Consider the following 13,252-nt stretch of genomic DNA (forward strand, 5'->3'; position numbering starts at 1 on the left):
GGGAGGCTGTCGTGATCGAGCTCAAGTCCGCCGCGGAGATCGGCCGGATGGCGGTGGCCGGGCAGTTCGTCGGCGAGCTGCTCGAGGAGCTGAGCGGCGTGGCCGCGGTCGGCGTCAACCTGATGGACATCGAGCGGCACGCCCGCCGCCGCATCCAGGAGCGGGGCGCCGACTCGTGCTACTGGGACTACGCCCCCTCGTTCGGCCGCGGCCCGTTCCGCAACGTGCTGTGCCTGTCGGTCAACGACGCGGTGCTGCACGGCCTGCCGCACGACTACGTGCTGCGCGACGGCGACCTGCTCAGCATCGACATGGCGGTCGGCATCGACGGCTGGGTGGCCGACTCCGCGCTGTCGTTCGTCGTCGGCACCCCCGACCCGGAGGACCTGAAGCTGATCGAGGCCACCGAGGTCGCGCTGGCGGCGGGGATCGCGGCGGCGCAGCCGGGCGGGCGCGTCGGCGACATCTCGGCCGCGATCGGCGAGGTCGCCCGGTCGTACGGCTACGGCGTCAACACCGAGTTCGGCGGGCACGGCATCGGCCGCACCATGCACGAGGAGGGCCCGCACATCCCGAACAACGGGCGCCCGCGCCGCGGCATGCGGCTCGACCCGGGGCTCACCATCGCGATCGAGCCCTGGTTCTGCCGCTCCACCGACAAGATCCGGTTCGACGCGGACGGCTGGACGATCCGCTCGGCCGACGGCTCGCGCACCGCCCACTCCGAGCACACCGTCGCGATCACCGAGGCCGGCCCGCAGATCCTCACCCGCCGCCCCGCCGACCGCGCCCGCACCGAACAGCCGGCCGCCCGCGCCTGACCCCTAAACCGTCAGGCGGTCGTGCCGCGCACCCAGGGCAGCGCCAGCCGCTCGATCCACACCAGCGCGTAGTAGAGCAGGATGCTCACGATCGCCATCAGCGTGAGCGCGGCGAACGCCGTGGCGGTGTCGCCCTGGCCGGCGGTCTGCACGATGACCGTGCCCAGGCCCTCGTCGACGCCGCCGGACTGCATCTCGCCCACGGCCACGCCGATCACGGCCAGCGGCATCGCGAGCTTGAGGCCGGTGAAGAACTGCGGCAGGGCGGCCGGGACCCGTACGCGCAGGAAGGTCTGGAGCCGGGTGGCGTCCAGCGACCGCGCGAGCTCGGCGAGGTCGGCCGGCGTGCTGGTCAGGCCGGTGGCGGTGGACAGCACGATCGGGAAGAAGCAGAGCAGGAACGCCATCGCCAGCACCGGGGTCGTGCCGAAGCCGAACCACGCGATCATCAGCGGGGCGATGGCGACCTTGGGTACGGCGTTCAGCGCGACCAGCAGCGGGCCGAACGCGCGCTCGAAGGGCCGCCACGCGGCGATCGCGGCGCCCAGCGCCCCGCCCACGACGACCGACAGCGCGAAGCCGATGAGCGTGACGCGCACCGTGTCCCACGTCGTGTCGAGCAGCAGCTCGGGGTAGGCGCGGAAGCCCTCGGCCACGTCGAGCGGGGACGGCAGGATGATCGGCTGGATGTCGAAGATCTCGACGGCCGCCCACCAGACCGCGACGGTGACGGCGATGCCGAGCACCGGCCAGGCCACCACCCCGATCGACCAGCGCCTCTGCGGGCGGGCGGGACGGGCCACGGCGGCCTCCGATGGGGGCGTCAGGGTGTCTTGCACCGGGTGCTCCTCGAAACCGGCGGGGGCACGCCGTCGCCGGCGCGCCCCCGCCTGCCTTGCAGCGGCCGGGACGGTCAGGCCTTGGGCGTCAGGTCGAAGTTGATGACCTGCTCGGGCTTGAGGCCCGGCTCGATCTGGCCGGAGCCCTGCAGGATCGCGATGCTGCGCGCGACCCGCTCGGCGTCGAGCGCGCCGACCGGGATGCCGGCGGCGGCCGACTTGACGTACGGGCCCATCAGCGTGAGCTCGGCGGCGACGCCCTCGGGCTTGGCCGTCTGGACGTACTTCTGCATGATCTTGCCGGCCTCGTCCGGGTTCTGGATCGAGTCGGACAGACCCTTGAGCAGCGCGGCCGAGAACTTCTTGACCTTCTCGGGGTTGTCCTGCGCGTACTTGGTCGAGGTGATCAGCACGTTGCCGTAGAGGTCCTGCAGGAAGTCGCTGTAGGGCAGCACGACGGCCGTCTTGCCCTTGGCGACCGTCTCGACGGTGGGCTTGCCGACCACGAACTGGCCGATGCCCTGCACCCGGCCGGAGGCGAGCGTGCCGATCAGGTCCTGCGCCTTGCCGCTGACGAACTTGACCTTGGTGCTGTCCACGTTGGCGAGCTTGGCGTAGGTCGGGAACAGGGTCTTGACGACCGAGCCGGGCTGGTCGGCGATCGTCTTGCCCTCGAGGTCCTTGGGCGCGTTGATGCCGTTGCCCTCGAGCGAGATGATCGCCGACATCGTGCGCTGCTGGACGGCGGCCACGGCGGTGAAGCCCGTGGTCTTGTCCTTGCCGCCGGCGGCGATCAGGCCACCGGTCAGGTCGATCGGGGTGAACTGCGCGTTGCCGGCCACGATCGACTTGATGTTCTCGCCGGAGCCGGAGCCGGGCTTGACCTCGACGTCGAAGCCGGCGTCCTTGAAGTACCCCTTCTCCAGGGCGACGTACGCGTACGAGTCCCGGCCGAACGTGCCGAACGAGGTCAGGTAGGTGATCTTCTCGAGCGCGGTGCCGCCGCCACCGTCGCTGTCAGCCGAGTCGTCGCTGCACCCGGCGGCTGCGCTCATCGTGAGAGCGAGGGCACCGGCGACAACGGAGCGAACGAGGGTCCTTCTGTGCACCGTGGATCCTTCCGTGGGGGACGACTCCGGCGCAAAAGGCGCGCCGGGGCCGCGGAGGCCGAACGAGGGACAAGGGTGTCCCGATCGGGGATCGTAGGGCAAACTGGCACATGCATCGATGACAGATTCGTCTCAAACACCGAAGTAGACGTATTCGCGGCGATGGATCATGATGAGCCGGTCAACGTGGGGAATCGGCGTTCACGAGGGACGATGATGCGAGTCTGTCTGTTCATCGAGCCTCACCGGGGTGCGACGTACGACACCCAGTTGAGGTTCGCCCGGCAGGCTGAATCCGCCGGTTTCGAGGGTCTGCTGCGGGCCGACCACTACCGCGCCCTCACGCCCGACCCGGGGCTGCCCGGGCCCACCGACGCCTGGGTCACGCTCGCCGGGCTGGCCCGCGAGACCACGACGCTGCGGCTGGGCACGCTGGTGAACTCCGCCACGTTCCGGCTGCCCGGTCCACTGTCGATCATCGTGGCGCAGGTCGATCAGATGAGCGGCGGGCGGATCGAGCTCGGCATGGGCGCCGGCTGGGTGGAGCGCGAGCACACGGCGTACGGGATTCCCTTCCCGTCGCTGGGTGAGCGCTTCGACCGCCTGGAGGAGCAGCTCGAGATCCTGACCGGGCTGTGGTCAACGCCCGAGGATCAGACGTACTCGTTCGACGGCAAGCACTACCGCCTGGTGGACGCGCACGCGCTGCCGCGGCCGGCGCAGCGGCCGCACCCCCCGATCATCGTCGGCGGCAGGGGCCCGAGGCGTACGCCGGAACTGGCGGCCCGCTACGCCGACGAGTTCAACATGCCGTTCAAGACGGTGGCCGAGACCGCCGCCGCGTTCGAGCGGGTCCGCCGGGCGTCGGAGCGGACCGGCCGCGAGCTCACCCTGTCCGCGGGCATCGTGGTCGCGATCGGGCGCACGGACGCCGAGGCGCAGCGGCGGGCCGCTCCCCTGCACGTCAAGAGCGTGCTGCCGCCCGAGGACCCGGTGGTCGGCTCGCCCGGCCGGCTGGTGCAGCGGATCGGCGAGATGCGCGAGATCGGCGCCTCCCGCGTGCACCTGCGCCTGATCGACATGGACGACCTCGACCACGTCGACCTGATCGCCTCGGACGTGCTGCCTCAGCTGTCGAGGTAGGCGAGCACGGCCAGCACGCGCCGGTTGTCGTCCTCGGAGGGCGGCAGACCCAGCTTGGTGAACAGGTTGTTGATGTGCTTGCTGACCGCCTTCTCGGTGACGAACAGCTTCGCCGCGATCGCCGCGTTCGAGCGGCCCGCGGCCATCTCGCCGAGCACCTCCCGCTCGCGCGCGGTGAGCACGTCGAGCGGCCGGGAGCGGTCGAGCAGGCGGGCCACCACCTCGGGGTCCATGACCGTGCCGCCGCCGGCCACCTGCTGCACGGCGTCGACGAACTGGGTCACGTCGGAGACCCGGTCCTTGAGCAGGTAGCCGACCCCGCCGCGGCGGTCGGAGAGCAGCTCGCGGGCGTACAGCGGCTCGACGTGCTGGGAGAGCACCAGGATCGGCAGCCCGGGCGCCTGCCGGCGGGCCGCGATCGCCGCCTGCAGGCCCTCGTCGGTGAAGGTGGGCGGCAGCCGCACGTCGAGCACGGCCACGTCGGGCTTGGCCTCGAGCAGCATGGGCAGCACGTCGGGCCCGCGGCCGACGACCGCGACGACCTCGAAGTCGAAGGCCTCGAGGATCCGGGTCAGTCCGTCCCGGAGGAGAGCATGGTCCTCGGCGATGACGACGCGCACGGCAGCTCCATGGTCACGATGGTCGGCCCGCCGGGCGGGCTGGACACGCTCATCGTGCCATCGAAGGCGGCGAGGCGTCGCTCCATTCCGGCCAGACCGGTGCCGCGCGTCAGGTCCGCGCCGCCGTGGCCGTCGTCGCCGACCTCCAGGCGCAGCACGTCGCCGGCGTGGTGCATGCTGACGTACGCGAAGGTGGCCCCGCTGTGCCGCTGCACGTTGGTCAGCGCCTCGGCGACCGCGAAGTACGCCGCCGACTCCACCGGTGTCTCGAACCGGCCCTCCACATCGGAGTCGACCGTGGTCGGGATGCGCAGCGTGAGCGCGAGCGCCCGCACGGCGCCGTCGAGGCCGCGCTCGGCCAGCACCGGCGGGTGGATGCCGCGCACCAGGTGCCGCAGCTCGACCAGCGCGGTGGAGCTGTTCTCGCGGGCCTCGGCGAGCAGCTTGCGGGCCGTCTCGGGGTCGCGCTCGACCAGCTCCTCGGCGAGCCCGATGGTCATGCCCAGCGACACCAGCCGGGCCTGGGCGCCGTCGTGCAGGTCGCGCTCGATGCGCCGCAGCTCGGCGGCCTGGGCGTCGACCGTGTCGGCCCGGGTGACGGTGAGCTGGGTGACCCGCAGGCGCAGCTCGGCGGCCCGGGTGGGCGCCAGGAACAGCCGGGCGAACAGCGCGTCGACCCGGCGCAGCCAGGGCGCGACGGCCAGGCCGAGCACCAGGATCACCACGCCCTGCGGGAACGACAGGAAGCCCTCGGCGACGCTCTCGATGGGCCACATCGCGCCGTAGCCGGACCAGCCCTCGGCCAGGTAGATCCAGAGCGGCAGCAGGATGATGCCCTCCACCCCGTACGCCGGGATCGCGAGCGTCAGCACGCCGAGCACCAGCCCGGCGACCGCGCCGGGCAGCAGCCACGCGAAGTCGCGCCAGGTGGCGGGGTCGGTGATGATCCACTTCCAGCGGCCCCAGCCGAACGGCGCGAGGCCCGCGGGCCTGGGCCGGTAGGGCCGCGCCACCGTCACGCCGTGCCAGCCGGCGATCCGGCGGGCCGCGTCAGCGCGCAGGCGGACCAGCGCGGTCACCGCCGGCAGCAGCACGAAGCCGATGCCGAGCACCGGGGTGAGCACCAGCGACAGCACGAACAGCACGAAGAGGGGGATGTTCAGGACCGCGAGAACGATCGCCAGCAGCCCCGCGGCCATCGCCCGCAGCCCGTCACGAATCCAGTTGCTCGTCTCCACGTAACTCATCCTGACCCACGGGCGCCCGCCGATCAGTAGTGCTAGCCCTACCAATGGGCGGGGGTCCTGCACTCCTGACCTTGGGCCTGTCCGCGGGGTCTCCTGGAACGCATGACGACAATGGCAGAGCGGCCGCGAGCGGCGGCCGGAAGCGACTTCGCCGAGCTGGGGCGCCGCATCAACGCGGCCGGTCTGCTGCGCCGGCGGCCGGGCTACTACGCCGCACGGCTCGGCCTGGTCGCCGGCGCGCTGACGCTGGGCTGGGCGGCGTTCTTCGTGGTCGGCGCCTCGTGGTGGACGCTGGCCGTGGCCGTCGTGCTGGCGGTCGCGTTCGCGCAGACCGCGCTGGTGGCCCACGACCTCGCGCACCGGCAGGTGTTCCGCACCAACCGGCCCAGCGCCCGGGCCGGGCTGATCGCGGGCAACCTGGCGATCGGCATGTCGTACGGCTACTGGATGGACAAGCACACCAAGCACCACGCGAACCCCAACCACGACGACCTCGATCCCGACGTGGGGCCGGGCGTGCTGGTCTGGTCGCGCGAGGCCGCGGAGGGCAAGGGCTTCCTCGCGCGCCACCAGGCGTACCTGTTCTTCCCGCTGCTGACCCTGCTCGGGCTGTCGCTCAAGCGGGACAGCGTCAGGTGGGTCGCCGCCAAGCGCGCGAGGGCGGAGGCCGCGCTGCTGGCCGTTCACTTCGCCGGCTACCTCGCCGCGCTGCTGCTGGTGCTCACGCCGCTGCAGGCGCTGGCGTTCTTCGTGGTGCACCAGGCGGTGTTCGGCGTCTACCTGGGCCTGACGTTCGCGCCCAACCACAAGGGCATGCCGCACCCCGACGGCACCGAGGACTTCCTGCGCAAGCAGGTGCTGACCTCGCGCAACGTGCGTGGCGGGCGCCTCGTCGACGCCGCGCTGGGCGGGCTGAACTACCAGATCGAGCACCACCTGTTCCCGGCCATGCCGACGCCGAACCTGCGCAGGGCCCAGCCGATCGTGCAGCGGTACTGCGCGGAGATCGGGGTGCCGTACGAGATGACGAGCCTGACGGATTCGTACCGCCAGGCCCTGCGCCACCTGCACGACGTGGGCGCGGAGCTGCGCGCGCGGCGTTAGGTTCACGGCATGGATCTGCGTCTCGAGAACAAGGTCGCCGTGATCACGGGCGGAAGCGCCGGGATCGGCGAGGCGATCGCCCGTGGCCTGGCGGCCGAAGGCACGCATCTGGTGTTATGCGCCCGCGACGAGCAGCGGCTGCGAGCCGTGGCCGAGTCGATCGCGGGCGTACGCGTCCTCACCGTACCCGCCGACCTGGCCGAGCCCGGCGACGCGGAACGGGTGGCCGCGGCCGTCGAACGCGAGTTCGGCGGCGCGGACATCCTGATCAACAACGCCGGCACCGGCAGCGAGGAGAAGATCCTCACGGCGCCCGACTCCCGGTGGCAGCACTACTGGGAGCTGCACGTGATGGCGGCCGTCCGGCTGGCCCGCGCGATCGCGCCGCAGATGAAGGCGCGCGGTGGCGGGGTGATCCTGCACAACGCGTCGATCTGCGCGACCCAGCCGCTGGGCTACGAGCCGATCTACAACGTCACCAAGGCGGCGCTCGTGATGTTCTCCAAGTGCCTGGCGGGCGAGCTGATCGGGGACAACATCCGGGTGAACGCGGTCAACCCCGGCCTGGTGATGACCGGGGACTGGGTCAAGACCGCGAAGGCGCTGACCGCGGGCACCGACCAGACGTGGGAGCAGTACCTGCAGAACATCGCCGAGGAGAACGCGCCGATCGGGCGGTTCGCGACCCCCGAGGAGGTCGCGGACTTCTTCGTCTTCCTCTGCTCGGAGCGCGCCGCCTATTCGGTCGGGTCGACCTATTACGTGGACGGCGGCTGGCTCAAAGTGACGACCTGAGCCAGGGGATCAGGATCGGCAGCACCGTCGCGGCCTGCAGGGCCACCATGTGATCGGCGCCGGGGACGAGGCGGACCTCCCAGCCGTACGCCTCCAGCTCGGCCCGGTTCCTGCGCAGCGGCTCGGCGAGGGCCACGTACGCGTTGTCCCACGCCGGGCCGTACCGGATGTCGTCCTGCTCCCCGGCGAAGGCGAGCCGCGGAACGGCGAGCCGGACCTGCCGGTCGTCGAAGTCGCGCAGCGACTCGTAGAGCGTCACGAACTGCCGGGTCTGGTCGGGCGTCTGGGTGAAGGCGACCGAGTCCCAGTCGCCGGGCACCGGCTCCCCGGCGGGCGGGGGCGGCGGGTCGAGGGCCAGGCGGTGGGCGGTGCGGGTGACGGCGAGCATCGCTTCGTACGGGCCGTCGAGCGGTGGGTAGCCGCCCATGGCCAGCGCGGTGAGGCGGTCGGTACGCAGCGCCAGCTGCAGCCCGCAGAGGGCGAGCCAGGAGTAGCCGTAGTAGGCGAACCGGTCGGCTGCGGCCGCGTCGGCGATGGCGAGCAGGTCGGCCGTCACGTTCGCGGCGGTCAGGGTCGCGGGCGCGGGGTGCCGCAGGCGGTGGCCCTCGTAGTCGGCGGTGATCGCCCGGAAGCCCGCGTCGGCCACGCCGGTCGCGAGCTTGTGGCCGGAGTCGGGGTCGGCGCCCCAGGCGCGCATGGCCTCGGCCTGCGCGCCCACGACGGGCTGGGCGTCGATGGGGAGGAGGATGGCGGGGCCGGCGCCTCGGGCGGTGACCTCGATGGATGATCCGTCGTGCAGTCGCGCGATGGGCATGCAAAACACTATACACTGTCAGGAGTTATGGACGACCACCTCAGACGGCTCTGGCGGCATCGGGGCACCACCCTGCCCACGCCCCGCCGCGGGCCGCGTCAGCAGCTGGACCTCGACGACATCCTGACCGCGGCGATCGCGATCGCGGACGCCTCGGGGCTGGAGGCGGTGTCGACGCGGGCCGTGGCGGCGCGCTTCGGCAAGACCGCGATGGCGCTCTATCCGTACGTGGGAACAAAGGAGAACCTGCTCGCGCTCATGCAGGACCAGGCGGTGGCCATGCCGGCTCCCCCCGCGGACCTGCAGGGGTGGGCGCTGGCCCTGTTCGACGTCCATCTGGCCCACCCGTGGCTGACCGAGCGGCCGTGGTCGCAGGCGAGCCAGGGGCCGAACGAGCAGGACTGGCTCGAGGCGCTGCTGGAGATCCTCGAACGCCTGGCGGTGCCGGCCGCGTCGCGGGCGCCGGCGGTCACCATGCTGTACGCGACGGTGCGCGCCACGGCCCAGACGGCGGCCGCCTACCAGCGCCTGACCGCCGCCGAGACGGCCGCCTGGCTGGCGCGGGCCACCGCGATCGACGACTTCGCGGTCCGCTATCCCCGCTCGGCCAACCTGGTGCCCGTCACCGCGGACTGGCGGGACAGCCCGCGTGCCGGCCTCGTCGCCGCCGTCGGCCTGCTCGCCGCCGGACTGGCGTCACTCGACAACCGCGAGGCCGAGTGAGGCCAGCGCATCCCCGCCCGCGGGCGTCAGCCGCACCGCACGCCCCGACCCGATCCTGATCACCCAGCGCCGCTCGAGCAACGTCTCGCACAGCCGCGCGCCGGCCACCCCCGCCAGGTGCGGGCGTCTTTCCGTCCAATCCAGGCAACCCCGGGCGAGGGGCCGCCTCGTCGCGCGCAGCCGATCCGGCGCGATCCCGACCTCCGAGGCGAGAAACTCCTTCCCGTACGGGGTGAGCGCGAAGCCGCCGTCCTGGTCGAGCATGCCGGCGGCGGTCATCGCGTCCGTCAGGGCGACGCCCAGCCGCCCGGCCAGATGGTCGTAGCAGGTGCGCCCGCGCCGCAGCGCCGCCGACGCGGTCGCCGCCCGCAGTCCCGTGACCGGCGCCGGCCGGGGCTCCAGCCGGGCGGCCAGATCCTCGATCAGGTGCGCCGTGGCGTCGTCGGCGAGCCGCACGTACCGGTGCCGCCCCTGCCGCTGCTCGGCCAGCAGCCCGCCCTCCACCAGCCGGTGCAGGTGCTCGGTCGCGGTGGACGGCGCGACGCCCGCGTGCCGGGCCAGCTCCCCCGCCGTCCACGCCCGCCCGTCGAGCAGCGCCAGGCACATCGCCGCCCGGGTCTCGTCCGCGAGCAGCGCCGCCAGCGCGGCCAGATCGGATGCCGAGGTCATGCCCCATTCTCGGACGGCGCCGGTTCGGCCCGCACCGAACTACGCCCTCGCGCGCTGCAGAAGGAAGGCCTCGATGCGGGCGAACGCGCCGGCCCAGACCTCGCCGGCGAAGAAGTCGCGGACCTCGGGCACCGGGAAGCCGCTCTGCGCCACGGTCATCAGCGTGCCACCGTCGCGGTCCTCGAAGGTGACCTCGATGCGGGTGGTCATCTCCATCCCGTCCGGCCCCGACCCGACCGACTCGGTGACCAGCCGGCGCGGCCGGTCGATCTCGAGGAACGTCTGCGTCTCGCGGAACAGCGTCTCGCGGTCCGGCCCCCAGACGGCGGTCTGCTTGCCGCCGACGCGAAGGTCCACCTCGATCTCGACGATGCCCGGCTCCTCGTCGAGGATGCTGAACCAGATCTTCTGCTTCTCCGCGTCGGTGTAGGCGTCGAACACCTCCTCCGGCGTGGCCGGCAGCTGCCTCGTCATTCGCAGGTCAAGCGTCATGCCCGTGCTCCCTCTCGCTGGTCGTGTCGTCCCGCTCGCTTCCCGCGCTTGCGCTCCCGGGGATGCCTCGGCGCAGGGTGAAGTAGGCGTCGAGGCCGTCGAGGCGCCGCGCCCACAGCCGCTGGTAGAAGCCGATCCAGGCCATGGCGTCGTCGAGCGGCGCCGGCGCCAGCCGGCACTGCCGGGTGCGCCCCACCTTCTCGGTGACCACCAGCCCGGCGGCCTCGAGCACCCGGACGTGCTTCTTCATGCCGGTGAGCGTCATCCCGGCCGGCTCGGCGAGTTCCCCGATCGTCGCGGGGCCGTCACCCAGCCGGATCAGGACCGCCCGCCGGGTCGCGTCCGCCAGCGAGGCGAACACCCGATCCAAACCCTCTTGCTGAACCACATGGTTCACCTTACGAAACTGAACCGCAAAGTTCAACGTCGATCGGGATCGGGCGCCTACGCTGGCCGCCATGAGATCCCGTACCCGAGGCATGTGGTGGGGCGTGGCGGTGGAGGCCCCCGATCCCGGCGCGCTCGCCCGGTTCTACTCCGAGCTGATCGGCTGGCCCGTCGTCCACGAGGAGCCGGGTACCTCGGTGCTCGCCACCGCCCCCGACGGCTCGGCCTTCGTCGTCTTCCAGCAGGGGACGACTATCAACCACCGGTCTGGCCGCCGACGGACGGCCGGCAGCGCCCGATGATGCATCTCGACTGCCGGGTGGGCGACCTCGACGAGGCGACCGCCGAGGCGCAGGCCCTGGGCGCCCGGCTCGCCGACCACCAGCCGCAGCAGCACGTGCGGGTCCTGCTCGACCCGGCCGGGCACCCGTTCTGTCTCGTCCGGGACGACGGCTGAGCCGAGGTGTGGATCGTGGCGGCGGCCGGCGCGTTGGCCGGGTAGCGCAAGTAGTCCCGGCCGGCCGGCCCGGCGGTCGTCGTACCCGCCGCAGCCGGCCCGCGTGGCCGCCGCCTGTCCGTCACCTATTCGAACCCGGCCCCGGTGCCGGCCACAATGGATTTATCCGTGCCGCACCGTCCAGCCGTCGGCGTACTCGGCTCGCACCAGCCGCACCTCGTCGTGGCAGGCGCCGGGGACGGGCTCGGTGAGCAGGACCACCGGGCGTTCGGAGAGCACGCAGCGGTGCTCGCCGGGCCACCACCAGCCCGCCGAGCGGTTCAGCGTCGCCCACGACTCCAGCCCGCGGTGGCTGCCGAGGCCGGGCGAGACGGCTCGGCGTACGACGTCCTCGAGGACCACCCCCACGTCCTGGTGGCCGTACCAGCCGACGGGCAGCGGTCCGGCCGCCGCCCGGATCGGCAGGTAGATGTTGCCCAGGCTGCGGGCGACGGCATCCCGTACGCCCTGGGTCAGCACCACGGAGAACGGGATGCCCGACTCGATCGCGCGCTCGGCCGGCAACACCGGCCACGGCTCGCCCTTCTTGCGTCTGGGGGCGGGACGGTCGGCCGGCGGTTCGACGTAGCCGGACTCGAGCTGCGAGCGCAGCCGGCTCAGGCCGGCCGCGATGTCGCTCGCGAGCGGCGGCGGCCGCAGGTCACCCAGGGCGGCCCGCAGGTCGTCGTGGGTGGGCAGACCCCGGACGTACGGGATGGCAGCGCGCGGCGACGGCACCCAGAGGAACTCGGGGAGTGGCCGTCCGTGCCTGGCGTAGATCGAGGCGAGCGCCTCTTCGGTGGTGCCGTGGTCGGCGGGTTCGCAGGAGGTGGCGAGGTCGAGCCACTCGCGGCGGACCTTCACCACCCGGGACCACAGCTCGGAGAGCGCGGCGGATCGCCGCGCGGGCGCGATCAAAGCGCGAGGGCGCACGCGCCCTTCCGGGAGAAGATCATCATGTGTTCAGCTTCCCCCGGAAGGGGCCGCGTGTCCAGCCGTTATTTCGGGGCGCCGAGGTCGTCGAGCGCCTTCGCGGCGCCGCGGTGCAGCGGCACGGGGTCGGTCCTGCGGGCCCGGTCGAGCGAGATCTCCCTGGCCGCGGCGTTGGCCTGCTCGAGCTGCGTCTTGCGCTCGAACAGCGTCCGGGTGAGCACGCAGGCGACGTTCGCGTCGAGGTCGTCCTTCACCAGCAGCACGTTCGGGACGACGATCGTCTTGGTGTCGGCGGCCAGCTTGTAGGTCGCGGCCGGGATGGTGCCGGCCTCGTACACCTCGTTGATCTTCTGCATCTCGGGCAGCAGCGGCGTGATGTCGAGGAACTCCACCTGGCCGCCCGCGGTGGTGAGCAGGTCGGTGATGCCCGGGGTGGGCAGGCCACCCGACCAGAACAGCGCGTCGATCGAGCCGTCCTTCATGCCGTCGACGGTCTTGGTGAGGTCGAGCTTCTGGGCGCTGATGTCCTTGGCCGGGTCGAGGCCCGCGGCGGTCAGCAGGCGGTTCGCGATGACCTCGGTGCCGGACTTGGGCGAGCCGGTGGAGACCCGCTTGCCCTTCATGCCGGCCACGTCCTTGATGCCCGCGGCCCTGCGGACGATCACCTGCGTGTAGTTGGTGTGGATGCGGGCGAGCGCGGCGACCGGCTGCTTGCTGTCGAAGCTGCCCGCCCCGTTGACGGCGTCCGCGGCGGTGTCGGCCAGCGAGAACGCCACGCCGTACGTGCCGGCGACGAGCTGCTGGATGTTCTGCACCGAGGCGCCGGTCTCGGACGCGGTCGCCTTGACCTTGCCGCCGGCGGCGCCGATCTGCTCGGCGTACGCGTTGCCGAGCGCGAAGTACACACCCGTCGCGTTGCCGGTGGCGATGCCGATCCGGGTTTCGTTCGCGACGTCGCAGGTGACCTCGCCGCCCGCGTCGGTCTCGGCCGCGTCCTGCCGTCCCCCACAGGCCGCCAGCGCCGCGGCGACCGCGAGCGCGATCCCGGCGGCTGCCATTC

At 72.4% G+C, this 13,252-nt stretch carries 15 protein-coding genes and 1 pseudogene; 6 read left to right on the plus strand and 10 right to left on the minus strand.

The genetic code is table 11. The features are described from left to right. Positions 1–11: 11 nt before the first annotated feature. A complete protein-coding gene (map, locus tag ACSNN8_RS04785) occupies positions 12–821 on the plus strand; it encodes a type I methionyl aminopeptidase (RefSeq protein WP_436647169.1) in 810 nt (269 codons plus the stop codon). 11 nt (positions 822–832) lie between these two features. Here the strand turns inward: map and ACSNN8_RS04790 are convergent, their stop codons facing one another. Together ACSNN8_RS04790 and ACSNN8_RS04795 are read right to left on the minus strand one after the other, a co-directional pair. Further along, positions 833–1,660: an ABC transporter permease gene (locus ACSNN8_RS04790; RefSeq protein ID WP_436647170.1), complete on the minus strand. Its 828-nt coding sequence runs from the start codon at positions 1,658–1,660 to the stop codon at positions 833–835. A 74-nt stretch (positions 1,661–1,734) separates the two neighbouring features. After that, positions 1,735–2,715: an ABC transporter substrate-binding protein gene (locus tag ACSNN8_RS04795; RefSeq protein ID WP_436647171.1), complete on the minus strand. Its 981-nt coding sequence runs from the start codon at positions 2,713–2,715 to the stop codon at positions 1,735–1,737. A 270-nt stretch (positions 2,716–2,985) separates the two neighbouring features. On the opposite strand from ACSNN8_RS04795, the gene ACSNN8_RS04800 reads away from it, so the two are divergent. Next, on the plus strand, positions 2,986–3,912 hold the full coding sequence (locus ACSNN8_RS04800) for an LLM class F420-dependent oxidoreductase (RefSeq protein ID WP_436649410.1): 927 nt from the start codon (positions 2,986–2,988) through the stop codon (positions 3,910–3,912). On the opposite strand, the gene ACSNN8_RS04805 is transcribed toward ACSNN8_RS04800, so the two are convergent. Both ACSNN8_RS04805 and ACSNN8_RS04810 read right to left on the minus strand, forming a co-directional pair. Then, a complete protein-coding gene (locus tag ACSNN8_RS04805) occupies positions 3,897–4,532 on the minus strand; it encodes a response regulator transcription factor (protein ID WP_436647172.1) in 636 nt (211 codons plus the stop codon). The two genes, ACSNN8_RS04800 and ACSNN8_RS04805, sit on opposite strands and share 16 nt — an antisense overlap. Further along, positions 4,484–5,770: a sensor histidine kinase gene (locus ACSNN8_RS04810; RefSeq protein WP_436647173.1), complete on the minus strand. Its 1,287-nt coding sequence runs from the start codon at positions 5,768–5,770 to the stop codon at positions 4,484–4,486. The genes ACSNN8_RS04805 and ACSNN8_RS04810 overlap by 49 nt, the downstream gene beginning before the upstream one ends. 111 nt (positions 5,771–5,881) lie before the next feature. On the opposite strand from ACSNN8_RS04810, the gene ACSNN8_RS04815 reads away from it, so the two are divergent. Together ACSNN8_RS04815 and ACSNN8_RS04820 are read left to right on the plus strand one after the other, a co-directional pair. Beyond that, positions 5,882–6,883 (plus strand): fatty acid desaturase family protein, encoded by a 1,002-nt coding sequence (locus tag ACSNN8_RS04815; RefSeq protein WP_436647174.1) that lies wholly within the window; start codon positions 5,882–5,884, stop codon positions 6,881–6,883. A 9-nt stretch (positions 6,884–6,892) separates the two neighbouring features. Then, positions 6,893–7,678, plus strand: coding sequence for an SDR family NAD(P)-dependent oxidoreductase (locus ACSNN8_RS04820; RefSeq protein WP_436647175.1), 786 nt, complete (start codon positions 6,893–6,895; stop codon positions 7,676–7,678). On the opposite strand, the gene ACSNN8_RS04825 is transcribed toward ACSNN8_RS04820, so the two are convergent. Beyond that, positions 7,662–8,492 (minus strand): alpha/beta hydrolase, encoded by an 831-nt coding sequence (locus ACSNN8_RS04825; protein ID WP_436647176.1) that lies wholly within the window; start codon positions 8,490–8,492, stop codon positions 7,662–7,664. The two genes, ACSNN8_RS04820 and ACSNN8_RS04825, sit on opposite strands and share 17 nt — an antisense overlap. 27 nt (positions 8,493–8,519) lie before the next feature. On the opposite strand from ACSNN8_RS04825, the gene ACSNN8_RS04830 reads away from it, so the two are divergent. Next, on the plus strand, positions 8,520–9,215 hold the full coding sequence (locus tag ACSNN8_RS04830) for a TetR/AcrR family transcriptional regulator (protein ID WP_436647177.1): 696 nt from the start codon (positions 8,520–8,522) through the stop codon (positions 9,213–9,215). On the opposite strand, the gene ACSNN8_RS04835 is transcribed toward ACSNN8_RS04830, so the two are convergent. The 3 genes from ACSNN8_RS04835 to ACSNN8_RS04845 are packed head-to-tail and all read right to left on the minus strand — an operon-like array spanning position 9,189 to position 10,764. Further along, the gene (locus ACSNN8_RS04835) at positions 9,189–9,884 is read right to left on the minus strand and encodes an ArsR/SmtB family transcription factor (RefSeq protein WP_436647178.1); all 696 of its coding nucleotides are present in this window, start codon (positions 9,882–9,884) and stop codon (positions 9,189–9,191) included. The two genes, ACSNN8_RS04830 and ACSNN8_RS04835, sit on opposite strands and share 27 nt — an antisense overlap. A gap of 39 nt (positions 9,885–9,923) precedes the next feature. Continuing rightward, entirely contained in the window at positions 9,924–10,376 is a 453-nt protein-coding gene (locus ACSNN8_RS04840; protein WP_436647179.1) for an SRPBCC family protein, read from the minus strand. Continuing rightward, positions 10,366–10,764: an ArsR/SmtB family transcription factor gene (locus ACSNN8_RS04845; protein WP_436647180.1), complete on the minus strand. Its 399-nt coding sequence runs from the start codon at positions 10,762–10,764 to the stop codon at positions 10,366–10,368. Before ACSNN8_RS04845 ends, ACSNN8_RS04840 begins: the two co-directional genes overlap by 11 nt. Positions 10,765–10,855: 91 nt before the next feature. On the opposite strand from ACSNN8_RS04845, the pseudogene ACSNN8_RS04850 reads away from it, so the two are divergent. Next, positions 10,856–11,220: pseudogene (locus ACSNN8_RS04850) on the plus strand (VOC family protein). Positions 11,221–11,382: 162 nt separating this feature from the next. Here the strand turns inward: ACSNN8_RS04850 and ACSNN8_RS04855 are convergent. Then, a complete protein-coding gene (locus tag ACSNN8_RS04855; protein ID WP_436647181.1) occupies positions 11,383–12,192 on the minus strand; it encodes a hypothetical protein in 810 nt (269 codons plus the stop codon). A gap of 65 nt (positions 12,193–12,257) precedes the next feature. Then, entirely contained in the window at positions 12,258–13,250 is a 993-nt protein-coding gene (locus ACSNN8_RS04860; RefSeq protein ID WP_436647182.1) for a TAXI family TRAP transporter solute-binding subunit, read from the minus strand. Positions 13,251–13,252 lie beyond the last annotated feature (2 nt).

This window comes from Actinoplanes sp. URMC 104, from assembly GCF_051386375.1.
In the GTDB taxonomy this organism is placed as follows: Bacteria; Actinomycetota; Actinomycetes; order Mycobacteriales; family Micromonosporaceae; genus Actinoplanes.

Coding starts and splice junctions, on each gene's coding strand:
- ACSNN8_RS04825 (WP_436647176.1), bottom strand. CDS start 8,492: ATGCCCATCGCGCGACTGCACGACGGATCATCCATCGAGGTCACCGCC.
- ACSNN8_RS04860 (WP_436647182.1), bottom strand. CDS start 13,250: ATGGCAGCCGCCGGGATCGCGCTCGCGGTCGCCGCGGCGCTGGCGGCC.
- ACSNN8_RS04795 (WP_436647171.1), bottom strand. CDS start 2,715: ATGAGCGCAGCCGCCGGGTGCAGCGACGACTCGGCTGACAGCGACGGT.
- ACSNN8_RS04830 (WP_436647177.1), top strand. CDS start 8,520: ATGGACGACCACCTCAGACGGCTCTGGCGGCATCGGGGCACCACCCTG.
- ACSNN8_RS04815 (WP_436647174.1), top strand. CDS start 5,882: ATGACGACAATGGCAGAGCGGCCGCGAGCGGCGGCCGGAAGCGACTTC.
- ACSNN8_RS04835 (WP_436647178.1), bottom strand. CDS start 9,884: ATGACCTCGGCATCCGATCTGGCCGCGCTGGCGGCGCTGCTCGCGGAC.
- ACSNN8_RS04840 (WP_436647179.1), bottom strand. CDS start 10,376: ATGACGCTTGACCTGCGAATGACGAGGCAGCTGCCGGCCACGCCGGAG.
- ACSNN8_RS04800 (WP_436649410.1), top strand. CDS start 2,986: ATGCGAGTCTGTCTGTTCATCGAGCCTCACCGGGGTGCGACGTACGAC.
- ACSNN8_RS04820 (WP_436647175.1), top strand. CDS start 6,893: ATGGATCTGCGTCTCGAGAACAAGGTCGCCGTGATCACGGGCGGAAGC.